The 23,815-nt window shown below is 67.5% G+C and carries 25 protein-coding genes; 6 read left to right on the top strand and 19 right to left on the bottom strand.

The window, feature by feature from the left end:
* Positions 1–79 precede the first annotated feature (79 nt).
* From VIM12_RS13780 to VIM12_RS13760, 5 genes are all read right to left on the bottom strand, one after another.
* Positions 80–1,060: a tyrosine-type recombinase/integrase gene (locus VIM12_RS13780; protein WP_331942230.1), complete on the bottom strand. Its 981-nt coding sequence runs from the start codon at positions 1,058–1,060 to the stop codon at positions 80–82.
* Positions 1,061–1,168: 108 nt separating this feature from the next.
* Positions 1,169–2,194: an SDR family NAD(P)-dependent oxidoreductase gene (locus tag VIM12_RS13775; RefSeq protein WP_331942229.1), complete on the bottom strand. Its 1,026-nt coding sequence runs from the start codon at positions 2,192–2,194 to the stop codon at positions 1,169–1,171.
* 67 nt (positions 2,195–2,261) lie between these two features.
* Positions 2,262–2,906, bottom strand: coding sequence for an SGNH/GDSL hydrolase family protein (locus tag VIM12_RS13770; protein ID WP_331942228.1), 645 nt, complete (start codon positions 2,904–2,906; stop codon positions 2,262–2,264).
* 360 nt (positions 2,907–3,266) lie between these two features.
* Positions 3,267–4,610, bottom strand: coding sequence for an NADP-specific glutamate dehydrogenase (gdhA, locus tag VIM12_RS13765; RefSeq protein WP_331942227.1), 1,344 nt, complete (start codon positions 4,608–4,610; stop codon positions 3,267–3,269).
* A 106-nt stretch (positions 4,611–4,716) separates the two neighbouring features.
* Positions 4,717–5,535 carry a helix-turn-helix transcriptional regulator gene (locus tag VIM12_RS13760; protein WP_331942226.1) on the bottom strand — a complete coding sequence of 273 codons (819 nt, stop codon included), beginning with the start codon at positions 5,533–5,535 and terminating at the stop codon, positions 4,717–4,719.
* Between the two features lie 112 nt (positions 5,536–5,647).
* On the opposite strand from VIM12_RS13760, the gene VIM12_RS13755 reads away from it, so the two are divergent.
* Positions 5,648–6,295, top strand: coding sequence for a universal stress protein (locus VIM12_RS13755; protein WP_331942225.1), 648 nt, complete (start codon positions 5,648–5,650; stop codon positions 6,293–6,295).
* A gap of 96 nt (positions 6,296–6,391) precedes the next feature.
* Here VIM12_RS13755 and VIM12_RS13750 read toward each other — a convergent pair whose 3' ends face one another.
* The 3 genes from VIM12_RS13750 to VIM12_RS13740 form a co-directional block, all read right to left on the bottom strand.
* Positions 6,392–7,384: an alpha/beta hydrolase gene (locus VIM12_RS13750; RefSeq protein WP_331942224.1), complete on the bottom strand. Its 993-nt coding sequence runs from the start codon at positions 7,382–7,384 to the stop codon at positions 6,392–6,394.
* A gap of 97 nt (positions 7,385–7,481) precedes the next feature.
* Positions 7,482–7,712 carry a hypothetical protein gene (locus tag VIM12_RS13745; protein WP_331942223.1) on the bottom strand — a complete coding sequence of 77 codons (231 nt, stop codon included), beginning with the start codon at positions 7,710–7,712 and terminating at the stop codon, positions 7,482–7,484.
* Positions 7,713–7,786: 74 nt separating this feature from the next.
* The gene (locus VIM12_RS13740) at positions 7,787–7,966 is read right to left on the bottom strand and encodes a hypothetical protein (RefSeq protein ID WP_331942222.1); all 180 of its coding nucleotides are present in this window, start codon (positions 7,964–7,966) and stop codon (positions 7,787–7,789) included.
* Between the two features lie 262 nt (positions 7,967–8,228).
* Between VIM12_RS13740 and VIM12_RS13735 the strand changes: the two genes are divergently transcribed.
* From VIM12_RS13735 to VIM12_RS13715, 5 genes are all read left to right on the top strand, one after another.
* Entirely contained in the window at positions 8,229–8,468 is a 240-nt protein-coding gene (locus VIM12_RS13735) for a hypothetical protein (protein WP_331942221.1), read from the top strand.
* A gap of 1 nt (position 8,469) precedes the next feature.
* Complete coding sequence (locus VIM12_RS13730) at positions 8,470–8,889, top strand: hypothetical protein (RefSeq protein ID WP_331942220.1); 420 nt, start codon at positions 8,470–8,472, stop codon at positions 8,887–8,889.
* Complete coding sequence (sctC, locus tag VIM12_RS13725; RefSeq protein ID WP_331942219.1) at positions 8,886–11,243, top strand: type III secretion system outer membrane ring subunit SctC; 2,358 nt, start codon at positions 8,886–8,888, stop codon at positions 11,241–11,243. Before VIM12_RS13730 ends, sctC begins: the two co-directional genes overlap by 4 nt.
* Before the next feature lie 103 nt (positions 11,244–11,346).
* Positions 11,347–12,084 (top strand): SLATT domain-containing protein, encoded by a 738-nt coding sequence (locus tag VIM12_RS13720; protein WP_331942218.1) that lies wholly within the window; start codon positions 11,347–11,349, stop codon positions 12,082–12,084.
* Between the two features lie 325 nt (positions 12,085–12,409).
* Positions 12,410–13,324, top strand: coding sequence for a hypothetical protein (locus VIM12_RS13715; protein WP_331942217.1), 915 nt, complete (start codon positions 12,410–12,412; stop codon positions 13,322–13,324).
* A 20-nt stretch (positions 13,325–13,344) separates the two neighbouring features.
* On the opposite strand, the gene VIM12_RS13710 is transcribed toward VIM12_RS13715, so the two are convergent.
* The 11 genes from VIM12_RS13710 to VIM12_RS13660 form a co-directional block, all read right to left on the bottom strand.
* Positions 13,345–13,680: a hypothetical protein gene (locus VIM12_RS13710; protein ID WP_331942216.1), complete on the bottom strand. Its 336-nt coding sequence runs from the start codon at positions 13,678–13,680 to the stop codon at positions 13,345–13,347.
* Positions 13,681–13,814: 134 nt separating this feature from the next.
* Entirely contained in the window at positions 13,815–15,197 is a 1,383-nt protein-coding gene (locus VIM12_RS13705) for a vWA domain-containing protein (RefSeq protein WP_331942215.1), read from the bottom strand.
* Positions 15,198–15,225: 28 nt separating this feature from the next.
* The gene (locus tag VIM12_RS13700; protein WP_331942214.1) at positions 15,226–15,780 is read right to left on the bottom strand and encodes a TadE family protein; all 555 of its coding nucleotides are present in this window, start codon (positions 15,778–15,780) and stop codon (positions 15,226–15,228) included.
* Positions 15,781–15,818: 38 nt separating this feature from the next.
* A complete protein-coding gene (locus tag VIM12_RS13695) occupies positions 15,819–16,304 on the bottom strand; it encodes a TadE/TadG family type IV pilus assembly protein (protein WP_331942213.1) in 486 nt (161 codons plus the stop codon).
* Positions 16,301–17,293 (bottom strand): LytR C-terminal domain-containing protein, encoded by a 993-nt coding sequence (locus tag VIM12_RS13690; protein WP_331942212.1) that lies wholly within the window; start codon positions 17,291–17,293, stop codon positions 16,301–16,303. The genes VIM12_RS13695 and VIM12_RS13690 overlap by 4 nt, the downstream gene beginning before the upstream one ends.
* A 33-nt stretch (positions 17,294–17,326) precedes the next feature.
* The gene (locus tag VIM12_RS13685) at positions 17,327–18,268 is read right to left on the bottom strand and encodes a type II secretion system F family protein (RefSeq protein ID WP_331942211.1); all 942 of its coding nucleotides are present in this window, start codon (positions 18,266–18,268) and stop codon (positions 17,327–17,329) included.
* Positions 18,269–18,290: 22 nt separating this feature from the next.
* Positions 18,291–19,250 (bottom strand): type II secretion system F family protein, encoded by a 960-nt coding sequence (locus tag VIM12_RS13680; protein ID WP_331942210.1) that lies wholly within the window; start codon positions 19,248–19,250, stop codon positions 18,291–18,293.
* An 11-nt stretch (positions 19,251–19,261) separates the two neighbouring features.
* Entirely contained in the window at positions 19,262–20,629 is a 1,368-nt protein-coding gene (locus VIM12_RS13675) for a CpaF family protein (RefSeq protein ID WP_331942209.1), read from the bottom strand.
* A 25-nt stretch (positions 20,630–20,654) separates the two neighbouring features.
* Complete coding sequence (locus VIM12_RS13670) at positions 20,655–21,854, bottom strand: AAA family ATPase (protein ID WP_331942208.1); 1,200 nt, start codon at positions 21,852–21,854, stop codon at positions 20,655–20,657.
* Between the two features lie 36 nt (positions 21,855–21,890).
* A complete protein-coding gene (locus tag VIM12_RS13665; RefSeq protein WP_331942207.1) occupies positions 21,891–22,178 on the bottom strand; it encodes a pilus assembly protein in 288 nt (95 codons plus the stop codon).
* A 14-nt stretch (positions 22,179–22,192) separates the two neighbouring features.
* Positions 22,193–23,752, bottom strand: coding sequence for a type II and III secretion system protein family protein (locus VIM12_RS13660; RefSeq protein ID WP_331942206.1), 1,560 nt, complete (start codon positions 23,750–23,752; stop codon positions 22,193–22,195).
* Between the last annotated feature and the right edge of the window lie 63 nt (positions 23,753–23,815).

Genomic DNA, 23,815 nt, shown 5'->3' with positions numbered 1-23,815 from the left:
CAGGTGCTGTGCCGCGGCGTCGTGGGGTCGTGGGGTCGTGGGGTCGGGGCCGGAGGCCGGCCAGCGGCCCGAGTCGCGCCTATCCCTTGCGGTTCTTCGGCAGCAGGTCGGTGTAGTACCGGGTCGAGCGGTCCGCCCGGTGGCCGAGGTATTCGCCCACCAGGGCGGGAGCGGCGCCGGTCTCGAGCTGCCGGATGGCGAAGGAATTGCGCAGGGTGCGGGCGCCGCGTCGCTTGACCAGGTCCTCCGGTATGCCGGCCTCCGCCAGCACCGCCTTGACCTGCCGGTAGACCGTTGCCGGATGCAGTCCGCCGCCGGTCGGGCCGGCCGGGAAAAGCAGCTTGCCGGGCAGCGGCAGCCCCTCCCGCGTCGCGCGCCACTGCGCGAGGATGCCCGCCACCTGCGCCGACACGCGGGTCCTGTGCATCCTGCCGGCGCCGGCGGGATAGACGTCCAGCAGCAGGCTGCCGTCCTCCTGCCGCGCGCCGACGCTGTTGATCGGCAGGCGGATGACTTCGCTGACCTTCAGGCCCCCGCCCAGGACCGCGGCGATCATCGCCCGGCTGCGCTGCGCCTTCCAGCCTTCGCCCGACGGCAGCGCGGCCAGCACCGCGTCCTGCTGCGCCTGGCTCAGCCACATGGTCTTTTCATTGCCTGCGCCGGAGCGGGTCGGCTGGCGTATCGCCAGGCCGCGCGCGGGATTGGCTTCCATCATGCCGATCGAAGCCAGGTGGTCGAAGGTCCGCTCGAGCAGCTTGATGTAGCGGTGGCGGATGCCCTTGGTGAGCGCATTCGTGTCGAGGAAGCGGCGGATGTCGTCTGCGCTGACGGCCGGCAGCTGCTTCGGCGGCCGTCCGTCCTCGGGCACGAGCACCTCTCTCGCGAATTTCGAGAACATCGCCCGGTAGACCCGTACCGAACTGTCGCGCAACTGCTGCCTTTCGCCGCGCCGGTTGACCGCAAATGCGTCCGAGACCAGCCAGGCCGCGAAGGCCTCGGTCGGCGCCGCGTTCCAGATACGCGGCGTGTCGAACAGGGATGAAGAAGTCGGATCAGCCATCCCGCAATGGTAACCCAGGCGTGCTTCGCGCTCATGTCCGTGCGCATGTTCGCGCACATGCCCTGGCGCATGCAGGACCTCGGGGCAGCTTGCTTTCCGACCGGCGCGCTACGGCTTGCGTGCCTGGTCTTCCTCCATCCGCTTGCGCAGGCCGCCATCGACCCCGACGCCTTCCGCCATCGGCTTGTGCACCGCGCCGGAGCCGGGCGACATGGGCGGCGCCTTCTCGAACTGGTACTTGTGGACGATAGTGGCGGAAATGCGCTCCGTCAGGTCGGGAAAGACATTGTGGGAAGCAACCGCGGCCGATGCCTTCCAGCCTACCGGCACTTCCTCGCGCGGGTTGACCGAGGCCCAGACGATCGCGTCCACCACCTTCTCGGGACCGTCCATTGCCGGCATGCGCGGCGCATGGCCGCTGTGATTGGCGGCATGGTCGAAGAAGGGCGTGTCGGTAGCCCACGGCATGACGGTGGAAACGAAGATCTTGTCCTGCCCCGCCAGGCGCAGCTCTTCATTGAGCGCGCGCCCGAGGTTGATGACGGCGCCCTTCGACGCCGAGTAGGACGCATGGTAGGCAAGCGGCGATTCGCTTTCGACCGAGCCGATGTTGACCAGCGCGCCGTAGCCCTGCTTGCGGAACTGGCGCAGCGCCGCATGGCTGCCGTAGATCACGCCCTTGACGTTGGTGTCGATCATGCGGGCGTGGTCTTCGACCGGGACGTCCTCGAAACGGCCGATGATGCCGACGGCGGCATTGTTGATCCATACGTCGATGCGGCCAAAGCGCTCGATCGCCGCCGCGGCGAGCCGCTGGACATCCTCGGGCTTGCCGACATCGGTGGTCACCACCAGCGGCATGCCGCCGGCGGACCGCACCTCCGCCTCGACCTGCTGCAGCACCTCGGTCCGCCTGGCGGCCAGGACGACGTTGGCGCGCATCGCGCCGAGCTTCTGGGCCACGCCCCTGCCGAAGCCGCTCGACGCCCCGGTCACGACATAGGTCTTGTCGGCAACCTGCGCCTGTTCGTCCGCGCGCAGCTGGTGGCCGGCGCATCCGGCCAGGTGAATCGCGGCCAGGACCAGCAGCCATGGCCGACAGTTTCTCAGGAACGGTACGATGGGAAATGGCATTGTGCACCTCGTCTGCTTGAGTGGAATGATGTGGAGGCGTCAGGGTGGCGAGAAGCGCGCGCAGGGGTCATGGCAGCGCCCCCATGATGCGTGCGCCCGTCCAGTCGCTTCCGGCGGGTCCCGCGATGGCGCGGACAATGGCCGCTGCGATCTTCGCGCCGCCCCGGCTCGACGGCTCGATCGGGTTTGCATAGTCGGCCGGCTCGCTGCAGATCTGGCGCAGGTCGAGGACGGTGAGGCCGTTGCGGATGCCGACCCTGATGATCGCGTCGTTGAACGCCGCAAGCGCCGTGCTCACCGCCTGCTGGTATTTCGCGTCGGGAAAATTGCCGTTGTAGATGGTGCAGATGGTCAGCGGCAATCGCCGGCGCAGGCAGGCGTCTGCCACCTTCCTGTAGCTGGCCTCGAATCCGGCCGCGGTTTCGGCGAGGACGGTCATGGCCTCGGCAACGGTGCCGACGCCGGCGCGCAGGATATGTTGCGCGCCGAGCGCGTCGTTGCCGCCGACGCTTAGCACGAGATGGGTGGCATCCCCCGGCAAGCGCGTCAGCTGGGTGTCGATCCCGCGCGTCGTGGCGCCGTCGACTGCGAGCAGCGTCCCCTTCCATCCCGCCGGCAGCCGTTCGCGGACCTGCCGGATGACGTCCGGCCCGCCACCGGTATAGCTGCCGTTGTCGAAGATGGAGTCACCGAGAAGGACGATGTGTGCCATGGAAGCGAAGGCGTCCGGTACGGCAAGGACAGCCATTGACTGCACAAGAAAGGATCGGCGCGAAACATTCATGCTGCACGGAACACCACGGTCCGCGGCCGCCACGCCGGGAACGGGTCGGCTGTAGACAGGTACGGGTTTACCTCTGCTTTGACCTGCTCTTTGACCAGCGGTGTCGCTTGCCGTTCGCCGTACGCTTGCCTGCACCGGCGCGGCGGATGCCTTGCCGGTCGGACGGACGCACCGGGCAGGCAGCGCCGCGATGACGGTTGCCGGACGGCGGGAGGGGAATGGGAAACAGGAATACTGGCGGATGGGGCGCCACCCGCGCCCGTGGCGGGCGCGGGTGGTGGCGCGGAACTAGATCACGCCCTGCGCCAGCATCGCGTCGGCGACCTTCACGAAGCCGGCAACGTTGGCGCCATCGATATAGCTGACGCTGCCGTCGGCGCGCCGGCCCTGTTCCAGGCACGCGGCATGGATGCCCTTCATGATCTGCAACAGGCGGGCATCCACCTCTTCGCGCGGCCAGGACATGCGCTCGGCGTTCTGGCTCATCTCCAGCCCGGAGGTGGCGACACCGCCGGCATTGCTGGCCTTGCCCGGCGCATACAGGACGCCGGCCGCTTCGAACGCCTTCGCGGCCTCGATGGTGGAAGGCATGTTCGCGCCTTCCGCGACGCAACGCACGCCGTTCCTGATCAGCGTCGCCGCGTCGTTCGCATCCAGCTCGTTCTGGGTCGCGCAAGGCAGGGCGATATCGACCGGCACGTGCCAGGGCCGGACACCGCTCTCGAAGCGCGCGCCGGTGCGCTGCGCATAGTCGCTCACGCGGCCGTAGAGATGGTTCTTCACGTCCATCAGGACGGCAAGTTTTTCCGGAGTGAAGCCGTCTTCGTCGATGACCGTCCCGCTGGAGTCGGACACCGTCACGACCCTGGCGCCGAGGGCCATGGCTTTCTCGACCGCATATTGGGCGACATTGCCGGAACCGGACACGCTCACGCGCAGGCCGGCAAACGACAAACCGCGCGTGTTCAGCATCTCCTCGGCGAAATACACGGTGCCGTAACCGGTCGCCTCCGGCCGGATCAGCGAACCGCCGAAACTCAGTCCCTTGCCGGTGAACACGCAGTCGGCGCGGTTGCTCAGTTTCTTCATCATGCCGGCCATGTAGCCGACCTCGCGCCCGCCCACGCCAATGTCCCCAGCGGGCACGTCGGTATCGGAGCCGATATGCCGGAACAGCTCGCTGACGAATGCCTGGCAGAAGCGCATCACTTCGCCCGGACTCTTTCCCTTCGGGTCGAAGTCGGAGCCGCCCTTGCCTCCTCCCATCGGCAGCGTGGTCAGCGCATTCTTGAAGGTCTGCTCGAACGCCAGGAACTTGAGCACGGACAGGTTGACGGAAGGATGGAACCGCAGGCCGCCCTTGTACGGACCGATCGCCATGCTGTGCTGGATGCGGTAGCCGCGGTTGACCTGCACGTCGCCATGGTCGTCGATCCAGCACACCCGGAAAATGATGATCCGTTCCGGCTCCGTCAGCCGGTCAAGCAGGCCATGGTCGGCATACCTCGGATGCTTGTCGATGAAAGGCCAAAGGCTCTCCATCACCTCGGTCACGGCCTGCAGGAACTCGGGCTGGCCGGGATTGCGGTCTGCCACGTGCTGCAGGAACTGATGTACGGATGCGTATTTCATTTTGATCTTTTCCTTCACGTTGAATTCTGTGCCGGACCGATTGTCGCACGGGCAGCCGGGCCGCTTCCACTCCGGATGCGGATGGCGGCACCGCCATTCCGGCCGGTCATTCCGGCCCTGCCTCCTCGCGGCCGGAAAACAGCGCACGCGGCGTGGCGCCCATTTGCTCGCGAAAAGCCGCGGTGAACGCCGACATGCTTTCGTATCCGCAACTGAGCGCCACGTCCGTCACCCGCATCCCCTGCTCCAGCAGCGGCAGCGAAGCGAGCAGCCGCGACCGCTGGCGCCAAAGACGAAAGGTCAATCCCGTCTCCTGGAGAAACAGCCTGCTGACGGTCTTTTCCGATACGCCAAGCTGCGTGCTGAAGTCATAGAGCCCCTTGCGGCACTCCGGGTTCTTGTGAAGGTAGACGCACACCTTGCGCAAACGGCGGTCCGCCGGCCACGGCAACGTCAGCCCGATTTCGCGCGCCGCGGCGAGCTGGTCGAGGAGCACGGCGACCAGCCTGCCCTCCGGACCGCCTTCGTCATACTCGACCGGCAGCTCGCCGAAGGCGCGCACCAGCTCCCGCAACAGTGGCGTGACCACCAGCACGCGGCATGCCGCGCCCTGGGCCGGGAGCATCGCCGAGGCAATGTACAGGCTCCGGATTTCCGTGTTGGAAGCGCAGCGCACGGCATGCGGCATTCCCGCCGGGATCCAGACGGCGAACAGCGGGGGCGCCGCATACCGGCCCGCGGCGGTCGTGACCTGGAGCAGCCCCTCCACCGCGTACGAGAGCTGCACCCAGGGGTGGGAATGCCGCTGCCCGATGGCGTGGTTCGGCAGCCCCGCGGCGTGTCCGTAGACCGGGCGCGGCAGGGCGCGCAGCGCCTTCAGCGCGGCGAATCCGGCATCCGGATTGTCCTTTTGGCGATGATCCATATCCTTTTGGCGTTAAACCTCATCCGACGGCTACGGTAAGGTATTTGCCGGACCGGTGCAACAAGGCATCGTGCAGCGCAACGGCGACCGGCGGAGATGAAGAGGAGGAGAGATGAACGATTTCGCGCGCAGTATCCCGCAACTCCACCTGCCATGGAGCGAACCCGGTTTCGGCGCCGCCGGCCTGCTCCGGCGCTACTTCCTGCACCGCCGCATCTGCCGCGCGGCCCTGCCGCTGCTGATCGTGCGCAAACCGGTCCGGAGCGAATACAAGCGCGTGCTGGTGCCGACCGATTTTTCCGCAGGCGCGCGCGAGGCGGCGCGGCTTGCCGCGCGTGCCCCCGCGACGGCGCAGGTGACCATGCTGCATGCGTACGGCTGCGATGCCCGCGCCGGCCGGCTGCACGGCGTGCGCCAAGCCCCCGCGGCGCAAGCGAAGCGCCGGCAGGTGCATGCCGCTGCGATGACGCGCATGGATCATTTCCGCAACGCGCTCAACTGCGACCGCCTGTTCCTGTCGACCGCCGTCCATTTCGGCGCGCCGCTGCAAGTGATCCCTTCCTATGCGGCGCGCATGCAGGCCGACCTCGTCGTCATGGCGTATCCGTGCGTATCGGGCTTGCTGCCGCACGACGCGACTGACATCCTGGACCGGCTCCTGCAGTCCACGCATTGCGACATCCTGCTTAGCTGCCCTCCTCGGCGCCGCCCTGCCGCCCTGCGTTACCGGGGACAGGCGCTGACTGCAGCCGAGCGCTGACGCCGCGCCTGTTGCGCTTCCGCTCGCAGACGCGGGGTTTCCGGCTCCCGCAAAGATTGCAGATCGCGACGTCAGGCGGGAGCGGAAGCAGCGCGCCTACGGGTTGCCGGAGACCACCTGCTGGACGTCGCGGGTCCGGATCCACGCCCCGATGGCCTGCATCGTCGCCTTTTCGCGCCCGACGAAACCGTGCGCCGAATAGGCCTGGCACGGCTCGCCCCGCGGCTCGACAACGCCCTCGACCGTGATCAGGGGGATCCTTCCGCGCTGCTTGTCGATGCTCGCATGGCGCGTGACGTCGCACGGGTCATCCTTGTGGTGCACGAACAGCTGGGGCACGCCGGCGACCGCCCAGTCGAACCCCGCCATCGCTGTCCCGTGGCTGTTCCGGCCTGGTCGCGGGTCGGTGAACGCGGCGGCATGGATGGCGCCGTCGATTTCGGCTCCCAGGGCTCTTGCCAGGAACGCCGTCGATACCGTCCCATAGCTGGTGCCGAGGAGGTAGACCTGCCCGGCGCCGAGTTCGCTGCGGACGAACCTGACGAGCCGCCCGATATCCTCGGCGTGCTGCGGGGAGCTGCGGTAGGCGTCGCCGCATGCCGTCCTCTGGTCGACGGGACAATCGACCAGCACCGTGAACACATCCTCGGCATTCAGGTGGCGGCGCGCACGGACAAGGAAATTCCCTCCCAGGTCGAAGGCCGGCGAACCGCCCTCGTTCCTGATCCGCAGGATGCCGGGATAACCCGGAAACAGAAGCACGGCGGTGGCCGGCATCGCGTCCTTGCGCCTGCTGACGACCACATCGAGCTGCGTTCCCCGCGGCAGCGGGATGGCATGGTGAACCTCGACCAGCCCTTCGCTCGCGAGGCCTTGCGCGGCGGCGGCCGTTACCCCGCAGGCCAGCAGCCCGGCGGCTGCCATCGCCCGCGTGACGGCGCCGCATGCACGCGCCATCCGCATGCCCGCCGCGCGTGCCGCCCGGCCGGACGCCGACACGTCGCACATCCGGCGGAAAGCACGCAATGGCGTGAACCCCGACCCCGCGTCCAATCCACGCGCCGGCGACTGCCCGATGCGTCGTCCCATGTCCCGCCCTCCAGTCCTGAAAGAGGGCAATGGTAGCCGACCGGCCGCCGGCGGTCATTCGACGACGGCAGCGGCTCGACGCGCGTCCCCTGCCGCCCTACTGCACGTCGCCGGGAGGGCGCATGCCCGGCAAGCATGCGCCATTGCCGGTGGCCTGCTGGAGATCCCTGATCTTTTCCGCCTTGGACAGGCGGACCAGGGCGCGCAGCGCTTCCCTGAACATATGCCGGTTCTGCGGGTTGTCCTGGCTGGTATTGGCCAGGGTAAGCGCCTCCACGATTTCATCCGACGTCACCGTCTTGCCCTTCACGGCCGATTCAATCCGCATGTCGTCTCCTGTCATCTTCTTTGCCTCCTTTCCTGTGTCGCCGGCGCATGCGCCGCGCCTCTGTCGCGGTTGCGTCAGATGCGGATGCCGGCGGCGCGGGCGACATCGCGCTTGATCTCGAGCGCCTTTTCCATCTTCGCCAGTCGTACGAGGCCGCACAGGGCTTCGCGCAGGAGCTGCTGGTATTGCGGGTCGCTGCTCATTGCATAGCCGCTGACGAGCGCCTCCACCAGCAGTTCCGTCGCCGGTTTCATTCCTACCCATCCGTGATGCCGCTCCATGTTTCCCTCCCCGCCGCTCCCCTTTCGCCATGGGTGGCGACATCCGGAAGATAGTTCTGTTCAGTTACCGGCGGCGTTCCGGCGCCGCCTCGAAGGGGCGTCCCTTGCGCGCGTATGCAGGGAACGACCCGCAAAAAATACCGGAGGCGATAACGAACCGTCCAATTCCGTTCGTTACTAATGAGAACCAGCTTACCGGGTCGACATGTGAATTACGTTTACGAGAGGACGTGCGATGGCCGAGAAACAAAACAACCCGACACTCGACGCGCTGCAGCGCTACAACCAGGACTACGAGGAGGTCGGCCATGGCATCCAGGATTTCTTCGCAATGCAGGCAGCGGGTGAAGAGCCCGATCCCGCCGCGTTCGCCCGCCTGCTGGAAGCCCAGTCCATCATCAAGTCGGCCATGCAGGCGCAGTTCAACCTGCTGCAGAAGCCGCTGAAGGTCGTTCTGAACGAATCGAAAGGCTAGCGTGCTGGACCGCGAGACCGAGGAATGGCTCGATGGGTTTGCATTGGCGTCGCCCGTGGCGGTAGGGGACATCGAGGTGTGCCTCACCGTGTTTCCGACCGGCGCAATCCTCGATGCCTGCGTGTTCAGGGACTGCACCGACGCCCAGCTCCTCGACGCGCTGAGGATGGGCTTTCGCGGCGCGCTGGAGTTCGAGGCAGGCTACAGCGTGTCCCGGGATTCCGCCGCCTTGCACCTGAGCCAGTGGCTGCCGGGCGTCGGCGGCTGGCTTGAGGCAGCCGAACCGCTTGAACGCATCCTCAACCAGGTCGATACGATCAGGGCGGGCGTCAATCCCCTGCCTCCGAAGGCGACGATCGATCCCCTGCAGCTGCGGGAGGAGCACCGCATGCGCATGAAACTGTCCAGGAGGGGCGGATGAAACACGGCACCCGCATGCGGCGTGCGGCCGGCGCGGCCTTGCTGAGCTTTCTGCTCGCCGCGACCGTGCCGGCGGGCGCCGCCATACCGAGCAGCTGGAAGGATACGGGCTTCTCCATCGACGCCACCGGCCTCACGCTCGGCCAGGTGTTCGAGGAGTTCGGACGCGTGTTCGGCGTTCGCCTGTCCGTCAGCCTCGGGCGCGACGCATTGATGAAGGGGCGCCTGAAGGCCGACAACGGCATCGACTTTCTCGACCGGCTTGCGCAGCCCTACAAGTTCCGCTGGTTTGTCTACAGCGACACGCTCTATATCGTTCCGCGTGACGACAATGCCTCGATGCGCCTCGAGGTCGGAGAGGACGCGGTGCAGGACGCGAAGGATGCGTTGATCGGCATTGGCTTGTTCGATCCGCGGTTCGGATGGGGCGAATTGCCCGACGAGGGCATCGTGATCGTCAGCGGCCCGCGCGAGTATGTCAACCTTGCCCGCGCGATCCTGCTTCCGGAGGACAGGAAGAACGCGCTCAGGGGCAGGCAGGTGATGGTATTCCGCCTGAAATACGCCAGCGCGATGGACCGCGTCATCAATTCGCGGGGGCGCTCGGAGGTCATCCCCGGCATCAAGACCATCCTGACCCGCCTGATCGCCAGCGGCGATACGGGTGACAGGACCAGCGATGCGCGCGCCTCGCTGGACACGGACAGCAGGAAGCGCAGCCGCGCGCCCAAGGTTGGACGCGGCGGCGCGCGCGAGATCGGACCGGGTCTGTTTGGCGCGCCCGGGCAGGCCGGCGCAATGGAGCGGAACGAGGCGGCCGATGCGGAAGACCCGGAACGGGCAAGCCGCGCGAGGATGCAGGGCGGCGATGGCCGGCCCCGGATAGAAGCCGACCCCTCGCTCAATGCCGTCATGATCTACGATACGCCGTCGCGCCGCGATCTCTATGCGTCGCTCATCGAACAGCTCGACGTGGAGCCGCGCCAGGTCGAGATCGAGGCCCTGATCGTCGACATCGACCGCAACAAGCTTGCCGAGCTCGGCGTGGAGTGGGGCGTGCGCAGCCCTGGAGGACGCGTGACCTCCCGCATCAACAGCACGGCGGGCGAATCGCGCGGCATCGAGCTGCCGCTGCCTGGCTCGACACTGCTCATCAGCAATGCGGCCCGCTTCTATGCGCGGCTGAAGGCGATGGAGGGCAACGGCGAAGCCCGGGTGCTGGCGACCCCGACCGTCCTGACGCTCGACAACGTGGCCGCCGTGCTCGATCTGAGCCAGACGCGGTACATGCCCCTGCTGGCCGAACGATATGCCGACCTCGCCGACGTGACCGCAGGGACGATGTTGCGGGTGATCCCGCGCCTCATCGGCGAGGTCGACGCCACCCGCGTTCGCCTGGAAGTCGATATCGAGGACGGCTCCCTCGGCGACAGCACGGCCAGCGCCAACGTCACGCGCTCGACCATCAGCACGCAGGCCATCGTCGATCTGCAGCAGACGCTCGTGATCGGCGGCTACCATGCCGAGTCAATGGGCCGGGAGCAGAACAAGGTGCCGCTGCTCGGGGATGTGCCACTGGTCGGCAACCTGTTCCGGAGCACCTCCGAAACCTACGGCTCGCGGGAACGCCTGTTCCTGATCACCCCTCGCCTCGTGGGCAGCGGCGGCACCGGAGCTTCCCGGCATTCCAATATCGCGGACCGGCATCCGGGCGCCATCGCGCAGGCGCGCACCAGGATCGGCGAACTGCGTCCGTCGCAAGTGCCTGCCGCGGTGGCAAGCGCAGGACCGGCACGGTCCTCGGCGGCTGGCGCCGTGATGGAAGACTCGGCGCGGAACCATGCAGTCCGGGACGGGAGCCCGCCGCAGCCGCCTGCGACCGCCCGCATTGACGACAGGGAGCGGGCAGACAACGGGCGGGCGACGCCTTCCGGCGCTGACTCCCCGCCTTACCTGGCCAACCACCAGGAGGCTTTCTCCTCCGGCAGCGTCTTCAATCGCAAGGCGCCGACGTCGGCGATCCCCGGGCCTTCGGCAGCCGCCTCGCCGGTGCCGCCCGTGCCTGTTGCGCCGGCAGCATCCGCCGCATCCCGGGTGCATCCGGCGCCGGCATTCGCGCCGCCGTCCGCCGCGCTTCCTCCATCGGTGCCGAATGACAAGGCAGGCCGCACGGCGGCAATACCTGCGTCCGCCGCGGCGGCAGTATCCCCGGCGCCCGGCAGGCCGGCGCACAGCGTCCCCCATGTAAGGAACGCGGGCACGCCCGCATCGCCGCCCATCATCGGCGCGGTCGATCTTGCCATGGCGGACGGACGCTACCGCAGCAGTCCCCTGCCGCCTCGGCCAGGACGATGACCGGTCGCGCTGCACGCCAGGTTGCCCGATAAGACAGTGGCCTGAACCTTTTGCGCAGGAGAACCACCCATTGCTTTCTTGCGACCCGCTGAAGGAGCATCGATTGAATCCGCCATACAACCGAGTCAACGACCTGCTGGAACGCATCGATACCGCGGCCGCCTCGCGCCACGAAGCCAGCGAACGCTATGCGCTGCACCAGAAGCTGTCGTTGTGCACGGTCGCCTACCTGGCGCTGGCGCTCGTGCTGATCCCCCTGGTACAGGCCCTGAACATCCCGACGGGCATTGCGCCGGTTTACCTGTTTGCGGCCGAAGCCGTCATCGCCGTGCTGGTGCTGGTGTACGGCCTGCTGATCGGCGAAGAGAAATTCATTGCGCAGGAGACCGCCATGCGCGACAGCGCGTTCGAGCTCGAACGACTGGGAGATCGCGTCGTCGCGCGGCAGAAGATCTCCGACGCGGACTACGCCGCGCTGACCAAGGAGTACTTCGACATCCTCGACAGGTATGCCGCGCACCAGCCTCTCGACTACTTGCTCACGCTGTTGAAGACCAGACCGGAAGTCCCCGGCCAATGGCCATCCTACCTGTTGCTCTGGGTACGCGCGCAACTGCTGCGGCTGTGCCACTACCTGCACTATGCGTTCGGGCTGGCATTCACGGTACTCGTCTTCGGCACCCTGCTGGGTGGGATCGGCCAGCATGTACGCCGGCCGGCGCCGGACCTGCACCCGGGAGCAGTATCGGACAGGAGCGCGGCTTCCGGTCCGCAGGCGCCAGGGCGCGGCAAGCCGCTGATCCTGTCGACGCATTGCGCCGCCTGTCCGGGCCGTCCGTAAGCCCGGACGTGCCCGCGCGACCAATGTCCCGGCGCCTCTTCGGCCCCGGACCGGCGCATCGCAGGCGCGCCCCGAGCCATCGACGCGCGCCCGTCTTCCATGGGCCGCGCGCGCCGCATTCCGACGGCGCTGCGACCGCCGGCGGCGGGCGCTGAAACACCGCTTGTTCAAGCGCGCCGTGTCCCGACAGCCCTGTTGTCGATGCACACCGGACTGACGAATTTTGAGTTTGCTGCGCAATCGGCTGGGCTAACATCGTGCTCGATTGACAAAACTATCCATGCCGCGTCCGCGAGCATGCAAAAACCCTGGAGAAGTACGACCGATGCCGCCCCAAATCCCGCCTGTTCCGCCGGCCGGCCCACTGCCGGCGGACGATTCATCGCCCGGCACCCGCAGTCCGGCGCATGCCGACGGCACCCACAATGCGCCACCTGCCTCGCCCTCGCCTCCGCTTTCGACGACTGCTCCCGGCCCCAGACACCTGAACAACGCGCGCGATCACTTCACCCGGCTGATCGGGGTGACAGGCCACCGCCTGGACAGTACGGCCAGTGCCCGCGAGCTGGAGGCCATCTGCAAGCCGCTCACCCGGGTGATCGACGTCAGCAGGGCCGCCGCCGGCAAAGCGGTACGCGCACGGCTGGAAGCCCTGCTCTCGCGAATTGCGCGCACGATGCGTCCCGGCGTTGCGCCGCTTGCCCCCGCCGACGTCGCCGCGAGCCTGTGCGATATTTTGCAGGAGATCGAGAATATTCCCGCTGTGGCGAAGGAGGAGTCCCCTGTCTTCGCGGCGGCCCTCCGCGACATGAAGGACAGTGGCGGCAGCACAAGCGAAGCATCTTCCGCGTCCGTCAACCTGTACGACGTGCTGGCCGTCATGGCCGCCGCCAGCGACATGGCGGCCGATCGCGATGGAACGGTCGCCATGACCAGGGTAAGTACACGACTGCGTGACTCGCCACCTGTCCACCGGCAACTGCGGCAGTCCGCCTTCGGCCAGACCAATGCATCGGCGACGGTGAAGTCGACGGAAACCAGCTATGCGCTCGTCACCCTGCTCGAGTTCGAGAATTTCAATGCGGTCGGCCGGGATTCGCGCCTCGCCCCGTTGTTTCAGCAGCTGTCCCATGTCGACATGCCGCGATTGGCGCCCGTGCGGAGCCTGGTCGGCAACCTGGTGGAGATGATCATGGAAGGCGACGACCCGGTGCCGCCCGAGGGCGAACACCGTTCGTAAGACCGTCGCTTCCACCGCGGCTAGACCGCCTCGGGCTCGACCGGCGGTCCGCTGCCTTCCGCAAGACGCTCCGGCGTCCCTTCCTCCACGACCTGGTCATCCCTGGCCACAAGCCGGTACTCGACTTCGATCTTCATCAGGGCGGCCCCGTATTCCTCCAGTTGCGCAACCAGGGCGAGCAGGACATCGCCCTGCGCCACGGCATCGAATTCCGTCGCCGCATGCTGCAGCTCGAACGGGGCGAGAATCTTGATCGTCTTTTCCACGGCATCGTCGAATCCGTCGAGCGTCCGGCCCGCTGGAACAAGGATCGAATACTCAGGTATGGTCTTGCTGTTGTAGACATCGATCTTCATCGCAATTCCCTTTCGTGTTGTGCAGTTACAGGGTCGCGCCACGGTGCTTCCCGCTTTCCGGGTGCTCGCCCATCAGTTCTCACCTTGTACTAAGTCGCATTCCGGCTGCCGACGGTTCCAGACGGAGGCAAGGCTCATCGTGACAGGCGCAGGATCTCCGAAGCCAGCATCGAGAAGCAGGGCTGGAGATCATCGGCAGTGGCGGCGTGACAGTAAGTGCCGCGCGGCTGAGCGGCGCCGGCGGCCCGGCAGCGCGCGGGTGCATCGTCGGTGTTGGCCATGCACTTCAGGAGGTTCTCTCCCGTATCGTCCGGCGCCGCGTCCGGGCCCGTCGTGTTTCTCAACAGCGACCCGAGGCCAAGCGTGAACACACGGATTCCCTCCGCGCGCGCACGCGCTGCCATTGCTTCCGGCAGGTTTTTTGCCGCCCGGTTGATGTTGACGTAGGCGGCCTGCGGCGTGGACGTGTCGCTGGTGACCGGCCTGGGCAGCGATGTCACCAGCGGGAATTCGCGGTCGTCGATGCCGTGGGCGTTGTACCACGGCGGGATACCGTCCTCGGCAAGGCTGCCGGCGATGCCGCTGCCCTGGAAGCAGCTTCCGGGCAGGACGGTGTCCTGTCGCGCGGGATCCCACAGCCCGCCCGGCCGCCCGACCGCGCCGCCGTCGTCGGTGGTGAGGGAGCCGGCCCGCCCGCAGGCGGTCGCGCCCGCAAGCCTGAAATGCGAGGACACGGTGTTGGGCGATCCATCGGAGAAGAAGACGATCACCCGCAGGCTGGAGCGGTCCCCGGGGGCGATCCTGTTGAGCTGGTCGCGTCCATGCCAGAATCCCTCGGCGGAATTGGTGAAGCCGCTGAACCGGTAACCGGCGATGGCAGCGCGCAGGGCCGCCCGGTCGAACCCGCGCATGCGTCCCGTGCGTATCGGCACGTCCACCTCCGCGCCGGTGGCGAAATGCGCAAGCGAGACGCGGTCGGAAGTCGGGCTGAACCGGTCCAGGAACCCGGCCGCATGCCGCCTTACCTCGTTGGCGACGCCGGACATCGAGCCGGATGTGTCGACGACGAACGCCATGTCGACATCCTTGCGGATCGCCTGCGCCGAGGCGACCACGTCGAGCTTCTCGAATCCCATCGCCTGCATGAAGGTCACCGGCACCACGGCGCGGGCGTCGACATCCACGGCAAGACGGCCGGGAACCGGGTCGTCGAAGCGCACGGTGACGCCGTCCAGGGTGCGGGTGGAGCCGAGATAGCCGGGCGGATAGTTTGCAAGGAAGAAGCGCGTGGCCGCGGTCACCGCCTCGGATCGCTGTTCCGCCTGGTTCATCCCGCGGGTCGCAGCCCGCGCCCCGGCTACCGCCGCGGCATCCGCCGCGGCGTTCAGGCGCGCCCGCACGAGGTAGCCGATCCCCGAGTCCACCGCCAGGCCCACGGCGCCGACGAGCATGACGAGCGAGATCGCGAATACGATGAAGACGTTGCCGGCCTGTCTGCCGCGTGTCGTACACGTCATGGAAGCCCCTTCAGGTCAGATGCCGATTTCACAGCAGCGCCATCGCGTAGAGGCGCGGGTCGAGGCGCGGCATCCCCGGAATCCGCAGAAACTCCTGTCCGGCGAACAGCAGCGGAAGCCGGTAGAACACCTCGACCACATGCACCACGTCGCCGTCGTTCAGTTCACCGCTCATGACGTCGACGGCCGGCGCTGCCGCGGGCGGCGGCAAACCCTCGCAGGCGCCGCCCGCCCCCCAGTACGATCCTCCCGTGCCGCATTCCCAGACGCCGCGTTGAGGCGAGTAGCCGCCGTTCACCCACCGATGCTGGCCAATGACGACACTCCTGGTGGCACCGCCGCCCGTGCTCCTTCCGAGCACCTTCGTGATCCGTATCATCCCGTTGCCGCGCATGTCCAGCGGCGACGCGGCCGCCGCCAGCGCCTCCAGCAGCGACTGCTCGTCCTGCACGGTGCGCGAGGCAAGCTGCGCCCCTTCGCGCGCAATGCTGACGGCAACGATGTTCGCCTGAATGATGCGGGCGACGTCCGCGACCGGGAACGCCAGCAGGATGAGGACAGGCAGGCAAAAGAGAAACTCCACGGACGCGCCGCCGCGGGACCGATATGGTGCGCGCATGGTCAGAAAGCCTCGTTGCGCATGGTGGTCGCCACGCTGAACCGGTACGTCCCGTCCTGGAAGAACGGTTTCAGCAACGGCGTCATGACCGGCCAGGCGCAGTCGATCTTCAGCACGAAGACCTGCCCCGGTTCGCCGAACAGGGATGCGTAGTCCTGCGCATTCCTGCCGTACGCCACGCCGTTCACCACCGGCCGCAGGCGTTCATACAGCCCCATGGAACTCGCTCGTATCCTTTCCAGCACCGCGACGTGCCGCTGCGGCCGGGCGGCATCGGGGTCGAGGTCGCTCCTGCCGGTGACCGCATAGCGGGCTGCCTCCCGTGTCACATGCTGCATGGTGAGGTTCACCCAGAACAGCACGCACATCTCGACGATGCCGCACAGGAAGAAGAACAGCACCGGCGCAACAAGGGCGAACTCGACGACCGACGCGCCATGCTCTCCCCTGCGGCCGCGGGGTCGGCGGGACAAGGCGGCGCGGCTCATTGGCTTGCCAGCACGCTGGACGACGGAAACGCCTCGGCTGCCTTTCTTCCCAAGATCAGGCGGATGGTCGGCGCGCCGGCCTTGCCGCCGTGATCGTCATGTTCAACCAATGCGGGCATCGTGACCATGGCCCCGCCAAGCGCACGCGCTTCCTCGCGGCGGCCCGGCGGGTAGTAGATGACGTTGCGGCGCTGGGTGTAGGGCTTGAGACCGACGATGGCGGAAACAGCGTAACCCTGCGCCTGCAAGGCGGCCGCCAGGTTCTCCGCGACGCGCGTGTCCCGCGTCCCGTTGACGATCGTGATCGTGGTCGCCGTCGCCATCGCCTCCTGCACGCGTTCCCCGGTATGGCTGGCCGAGGTCACCGCGGCGGGCTGCGGCGCGGCGACGACCGTATGGGCAGCAACCGCTGCCGGGTCGGGCAGCGCTGTCGCCGTGGCTCCCGCCACCGCTTCCGGCGGTAATTGGGACGTGGACGCCATCCGGGCGCCCGTGCCCGGCCCGGCGATGCTGGCGGTCACCAGCGCCAGGTTGCCGCTGGCGCGGGCGTGCCGGGGTTCGAGCTCGAGTGCCCGCCGCAATGACGCAACCGCGAGGGCGTACTCCTTCTTCAGGAAGTATGCATAGCCAAGATTGTTATGGACGTACGCCAGGCGTGGATGCGTCTCGAGCACGGCAAGGAACGCCGCCACCGCCTCGTCCAGCCTGCCCTCGGCGAGATGGATGGTGGCAAGCGCATTGCGCGCGTCGGCATGCGCGCCGTCATGCAACAGCACGTGACGGTAAGCGTCGGCGGCAAGGTCTAGCCGCTTGCTCTCCTGATAGCGGCGACCGAGGCTGTACCAGATGGCCAGCGAAGGCTGGGAATGCCGCACGGCCATCACCGGCTCCACCCGTATCGCGGTGTCGGAGGAGGACGGCGGCAGCGAGCACGCCTGCAGCAGCGGAACGCAGCAGGCGGCGGCGAGAAGCGACGGACAGCATTTCATGACGATCTCCCTGTTTCTCTTGTTGCGGAAGGGCTATTGGCCGCCCAGTGAAGGCAGCAGCACGCGACCGATCCGGATGAACGACGGTCCCAGCATGATCAGGATCAGCGAGGGGAATATGCAGAACACGAGCGGCATCAGGAGCTTCAGCGCGACCTTGGCGGCGCGTTCCTCGGCGCGCTGCCGTCGGTGCGTGCGAAGATGCGCCGAATGCACCCGGAGCGAGTCCGCGACACTGGTGCCGAACTGCTCGGCCTGGATCAGCATCGCCACCAGCGCATCGACGTCGCCCACGCCCGTGCGGCGTCCCAGGTTGCGCAGGGCCTGCTCCTTGCCCTGTCCCGCACGCAGCTCCAGCGTCATCAGTTGGAGCTCTTCCGCGAGCGCCGGGCAGGTGCTTTCGATCTCACTTGCGACCCGCGCGAACCCGGCGTCGATGCCGAGACCGGCCTCAATGCAGACAGTCAGCAGGTCCAGCGCATCCGGCAAGGATTCGAAGATCGCACGCTGGCGGCGGGCCACGGCCAGCGCAAGCAGCACGTTCGGCAGATAGAAGCCGGCGGCAGCCGCGACCAGTGCGGCGACCAGCAGGATGCGCCCCGGCAGCGCCACCCCGGCCAGCACGCAGGCCAGCCACAGCATCGCTGGAGCGGCGAATGCCAGCACGGTCTTGGCAGCGAAGTAGGCGGAGAGGACGTCGCTGTCCCGCAGGCCGGCATGTTGAAGGCGTGCACGCAGCGAGGAGATGCCCGCGCTATCGGCGGGGGCGGCCAGGCTTGCCAGCGGGTGCGTGCCGCGGGCCAGCCTGGCGACCCACTCGCCGCTGCGTTCGATTGCCGGCGTTGACGACGGCGCCCGCAGCGCCTTTAGCCGCCGCCGTCCGGGGCGCGACAGCACAAGCTGGGCCAGCAACATCGATGCAGCGAACACGGCGACGAAGACCGCGCACAGGTAGAGGATGGAAGTGTCGGACATGTCTTGGCTCCTGATTCTTGCGCTATACGCGGATGCGGATCACCGCGCGCATCCAGACGATGCCGGCGACCATGAGCACCAGCACGGTCATCAGCATCCTGCGGCCGCCGGCGTCCTCCCACAGCACCTGCATGAAACCGGGATTGATCAGATGCAGGACGGCGCCCAGCGCAAACGGAAGCACGCCCAGGATCCAGGCCGACAGGCGGCCTTCGGCCGAATACACCTTGACCTGGGCGAGCAGCTTGAGCCGCTCGCGCACGATGCGCGCGATCGTGTCGAGCAGGTCGGTGAGGTTGCCGCCCGTCTCGCGCTGAATCTGCACCGCGACGACAAAGAAGCCGATGTCCGTCCCGGGCACGCGTGCCGCAAGGTTGCGCAGGGCTTCCTGCATGGGAATGCCGTAGTTCACCTCGTTGTACAAGGCGCGAAATTCATCGCCGAGCGGCGCCGGCACCTCTTCCGACGCGAGCTTCACCGACGGCAGGAACGCATGTCCGGCCCGCAATGCGCGGCTGATCAGGTCGAGCGCTTCCGGCAGCTGTTGTTCGAGCAGGGTGCGGCGCGCAGCTGTCCTGCGCAAGACGTGCAGGGCAGGGGCGGCGCCCGCGAGCAGCGCGGCCAGCGCCGCAGTGCCTGGACCGGCGCCGAGCAGGAGCAGCAGCGCGAACACGCCTCCGGCCACGAGCGCCGTGGCCGCGCACAGGCGGGCCGGCGTCAGGCGTACGCCTGACTGCAGCAGCCAGCGGGTCATCCAGGCCGGCGCCGCCCCGCCGGCGCGTTGCAGGGGCTGGTCATCCGTGCCGGGCCGGTCGGCGAGCGCAGCGGGGATGGCCGGCGTCGCCGCCGGGATACCCAGGCGACGCGACAGGCGACGGGCATGGGTGCCGAAGCGGGTGCTCCACCAGATGAGCAGGCCTTCGACAAAGAGCGCTGCGGCGATGAAGATCGCACATGCCGTGGCCAGGAAGAGGAAGTCCATTTCGTGCTCCGTCAATTCGCGGCGTCGTACAGGCGCGCAGGATCGAACATGCCCTCCGCCAGCGCGACGCCAAGCGCCTGCAGGCGTTCGGTGAAGCGCGGCCGGGTGCCGGTCGCACGGAAATGCCCGAGGACCGCGCCGTCGGCGGCGACGCCGGTCTGCCGGAAGCCGAAGATCTCCTGCATCATGACGGCCTCGCCTTCCATGCCGGTGATCTCCTGGATGCTCACCACCTTGCGCTTGCCGTCGGACAGGCGGGCGATCTGGATGACGACGTTGACGGCCGACGCGAGCTGCTGGCGGATCGTCCGCAGCGGCAGGTTGGCGCCGGCCATGCTGAGCATGCTTTCGAGCCTGGTCAGGGCATCCCGCGGCGAATTGGCGTGCAGCGTGGCGAGCGAGCCTTCGTGGCCGGTGTTCATCGCCTGCAGCATGTCCATCGCCTCTGCGCCGCGCACCTCGCCGACGATGATGCGGTCGGGCCGCATGCGCAGCGCATTCCTGAGCAGGGCCCGCTGGCTGACCTCGCCCTTTCCCTCGATGTTGGGCGGACGCGACTCCAGGCGAACGACGTGGCGCTGCTGCAGCCGCAGTTCGGCGGTGTCCTCGATGGTGACGATTCTCTCGCGGGGGCCGATGAATCCGGACAGCACGTTGAGCAGCGTCGTCTTGCCGCCTCCCGTTCCGCCGGAGACAAGGATGTTGAGACGCGCCTTCACCAGGGCCTCAAGCAGGGCGGCCATCGGTGGCGAAATGCTCCGCAGCGCAACCAGGTCGTCGATCGTCAGTGCACCCGCGCCGAAGCGACGGATAGACATGACCGGCCCGTCCACGGCCAGCGGCGGGATGATGACGTTGACGCGCGAGCCGTCGGGCAGGCGCGCATCGACCATGGGACTGGACTCGTCGACGCGACGCCCTGCGCCAGAGACGATCTTGTCGATGATCTTCATCAGGTGCGCGTTGTCGTTGAAGCGCACGCCGGCGTCTTCCAGCTTGCCGGCGCGTTCGACGAACACGTGCTTGTGCGTATTGACCAGCACATCCGATACCGACGGGTCGGCCATCAGCAGTTCCAGCGGCCCGTACCCCAGCATCTCGTGCAGGATGTCGCGCACCAGTAGTCGGCGTTCCGCCTCGTTGATCGCAGCGTTACCGGAACTGAGCACGCCCTCGATCAACTGCCGAAGCTCGCTCTTACGCTGCGATTGCGGCAGCTTTTCGATGGCCTTCAGGTCGATCTGTTCGAGCAGGGCGAGATGGGTGCGCAGCTTCAGTTCCTGGTACGCCAGCGCATCCTTGGTCCCGCTTCCGGGCGCGGTTGTTCCGGTTTCGGCGGCACCGTCGACGGCGCCTTGCAGCAAGCTTCTGAGTGACATGGGCTCTCCTGTTCGGGATCCGGTTTCAGGCGCGTGCCGGCGCCTTGCGGAACTGCGTTGCGCCGGACCGCCAGCCGAGGGCCCGGGCGATCCAGCCGGGTTGTCCGTCTGCCTGGTCGTCGGACAAGGACGCGCTCCAGTCCCGCAGCGCCCTGGAGACGGGACTGCGCGGCGCGAGCGTGCCAATCGGGACACCCTGGTTGATCGAGGCAGCAACGGCTTCATAGTGGTTTGGTATGGCTCTTGCGATCTTCCTTCCCAGCGCCGCCTCGACATCGCCGAGGCTGAAGTCGCCGGCGCTGCCGCAGCGGTTCACGATGTACCCGACCTTGTCCATGTCGTAGTCCAGCCCCTGGAACAGCGCGGTTGCGTGGCGCGCGCCGCGCACGTATGGCACGCTCGGCTGCAGTACGGCGTAGATCCTGTCGGCCTCGTCAAGCGCCCTTATCGTCAGGGGATCCACCGAGCGGCCGGTATCCAGGATCAGAAAGTCGAATTCGCGCCGCGCGAGCGCCAGCAACTGCCCGATGTGTTCTGCCCGCGACTGCACCGCGGCCGCCGGGTCTCCAGGTGCCGCCAGGACCGACAGGCCGGGCGCTACCCGAGACAGGCAGGCGCCGAGAAACGCCGGGTCCAGGCGATGGATGCCGGACAGTACGTCGGACAGGGTGTGGGTCGGCTCGCCTTCGGCCAGGTAGACATAGGCATCCCCCGATTGCGTGTTCAGATCGAACAGTGCGACCCTCACGCCCGGACGGTTCGCCAGGGCGTGCGCGAGATTGCAGGCCAGGAAAGTTGCGCCGCTGCCGCCCTTGCAGGAAGCGAAGGCAAGTACCCTTGCCTGGCCGGCACGCAGGCTCGCCGATCTCCGGCTGACGCGGGCAATGGCGCCGGCGAGGTCGCCGGCGCCAATGGGCAAGGTCAGCACCTCGCGCACGCCGACCCGCATGGCCTCGATCAGGAAGCCTGGCGTCTGCTCTTCGCAGACGGCGATGACGGGGACTGGCGGGGCGCCGTCCAGCATCGACTCCAGCCGGGCAAGCGCCGGGGCGGCCTCGCCGCAGCAGTCGACGATCAGGATGCTGGTGGCGCGCAAGCCGGCGTGAAGCGATGCCGTGCCGGCGCTGTCGACGACCTCGACCAGGTTGCCGGTCTCGCGCAGTTCGCGTTCAATGCCGCCCAGGCGGTTGCCGTGCGAGAGCAAGGTGATGTGCAAAGTAGTCATGCTCGTTTCCGTTCGTATTCCGGGTTGGCGTCGGTGCTACTGCACGCCGCCGCCCACGCCGATGGTGAAGACGTTCTGCTGCGGCGCCGGCGCGCTGAAGGATTTTTCATACCGCGCCATCGCCTCTGCCGCCGCCACGCCGTCCAGGGCCGGGTTGTCCGGGTTGCGGGAAGCGTCGGGATACGCGGTCTGGTAGGCCTTCAGGGTGGAGAGACTGCGACCGAAACTGCGATCGAGATTAGGCGTCGTCGGCGCGCAGGCCGTGGCGCCAAGCAGCACGGCGGCGACGGCGAGCACGCGGGATGGAAAATGGATGGTCTTCACGTCTGTCTCCCTGTTCACTTGAGTTCTACGCCAGTCGCGGGCGCGCCCGTGTCGGCGCCCCGGGCGGCCACCTGCGCGGACGGACGGATCGGCAGCGCGCCTTCCATCCGGCCGTGCAGGAAAAATTCATCGCGCCCGGGTTCGCTGAAGTAGTCGGTGGGCAGCGGGTATTCCGCCGGCAGCGGCTTCACCAGGCGCGGGGTCACGATGAAAACCAGCTCGGTCTTGTCGGACTGGAAGTCGCTGCTGCGGAACAGCGCGCCCAGCATCGGCACTTCGCCGAGGACCGGAAAGGCCTTGATGCTTTCGGTGACGTTGTTCTTGATCAGCCCGCCGATGGCGAAGCTCTGCCCGTCGAAGAGCTGGACGGTGGTCGCGGCGCGCCGGGTGGTGATCAGCGGCAGCACCGCGTTGCCACCCAGGCCGGAGGATGCGATGCCGACGCCTTCGCGGGACAGCTCCGACACCTCGGGAGCCACCTTGAGGTTGATACGGCCGCCGTCGAGCACCGTCGGGGTGAACCGCAGCCCCACGCCGAACTCCTTCTCCTCCAGCGTCACCTTGCCATTCGCATCCTGGGCCACCGGGATGAAGATGCGACCGCCCGCAAGAAAGCTGCCGTCCTGGCCGCTGATGGCCATCACCGTCGGCTCGGCAAGTATCTTCACCAGGCCGTTTTTCTTCTCGGCCTCGATCTGCAGCAGGTCGTTGCCTTTCTCCAGGCGCAGGCCGCCATTGCCGCCGCCGGCGAACTTCGACAGCAGTCCCATGGTCCAGCCGCCTTTCGACGAGGCGGCCGAGATGCCGACGCCGAGGCTGTCGAGCAACGTCCGCGAGATCTCCGCCACTTTCACCTCCAGCATCACCTGCTGCGGAGCACCGACGGTCATCATGTTGATCACCCGATCCCGGCCGGCGCCGGTATCCTGCGCGCCCTGCTTGCGCACGAAGGCGCGGGCGACGGTCATGATGCGGTCCACGGCGCCCGGTCCCGATACCATGCCGCCGAGGATCAGCGAGTCGGCCGCTGCGCTGACCGTGACGTTCTTCTCATCCGGCAGCAGCGCCTGCAGGCTGGCGCGGACCGCAGCCGTATCGATCCCGACGCTGACTTCCACCACGGCGCAGCGGCCCTCCTTGTTCTGGAACATCAGGTTGGTCGCGCCGACCTGCTTGCCGAAGACAAAGAACATGTTGCGCGGCGCGGAGGAGACCAGGGGCTCGAGCTGGACGACCTCCGGGTCGCCGACGGCACGGAGCCATGCGGGCGAAGGCAGCTTCAGCTGCTGCAGGTCGATCACCCGGGACTTGCCCTCGGCGACGCTCAAGGCCGTCTCGTGATGCAGTTCGCCGGTGCATACCGGCGGATGAAAGGATGATGCGGTTTTCTGCTGCTTGCCCGGCTTGCTGTCGGCGCCGCCATCGCTGGCCGCTGCCGCTGCCTGCCGCTCCACCGCCAGCGCGGTCCCGGTCCCGATCAGCACCGAGGCGGTGACGATGACGGTGCAGGCCAGCCTCATGCCGTGGCGGGTAGCCTTGCGGCTGCACTGGCGCCGCTCGCGGATACTGTTCATGTTCTCTCCCTGATTCAAGAATTCCGGCTGCGCCGCCGGTCGTCCATGCCGCCGTTCATCCGG

This window comes from Noviherbaspirillum sp. (genome assembly GCF_036563305.1).
In the GTDB taxonomy this organism is placed as follows: domain Bacteria; phylum Pseudomonadota; class Gammaproteobacteria; order Burkholderiales; family Burkholderiaceae_D; genus Noviherbaspirillum.
This window is presented reverse-complemented; position numbering and strand designations above follow the sequence as displayed.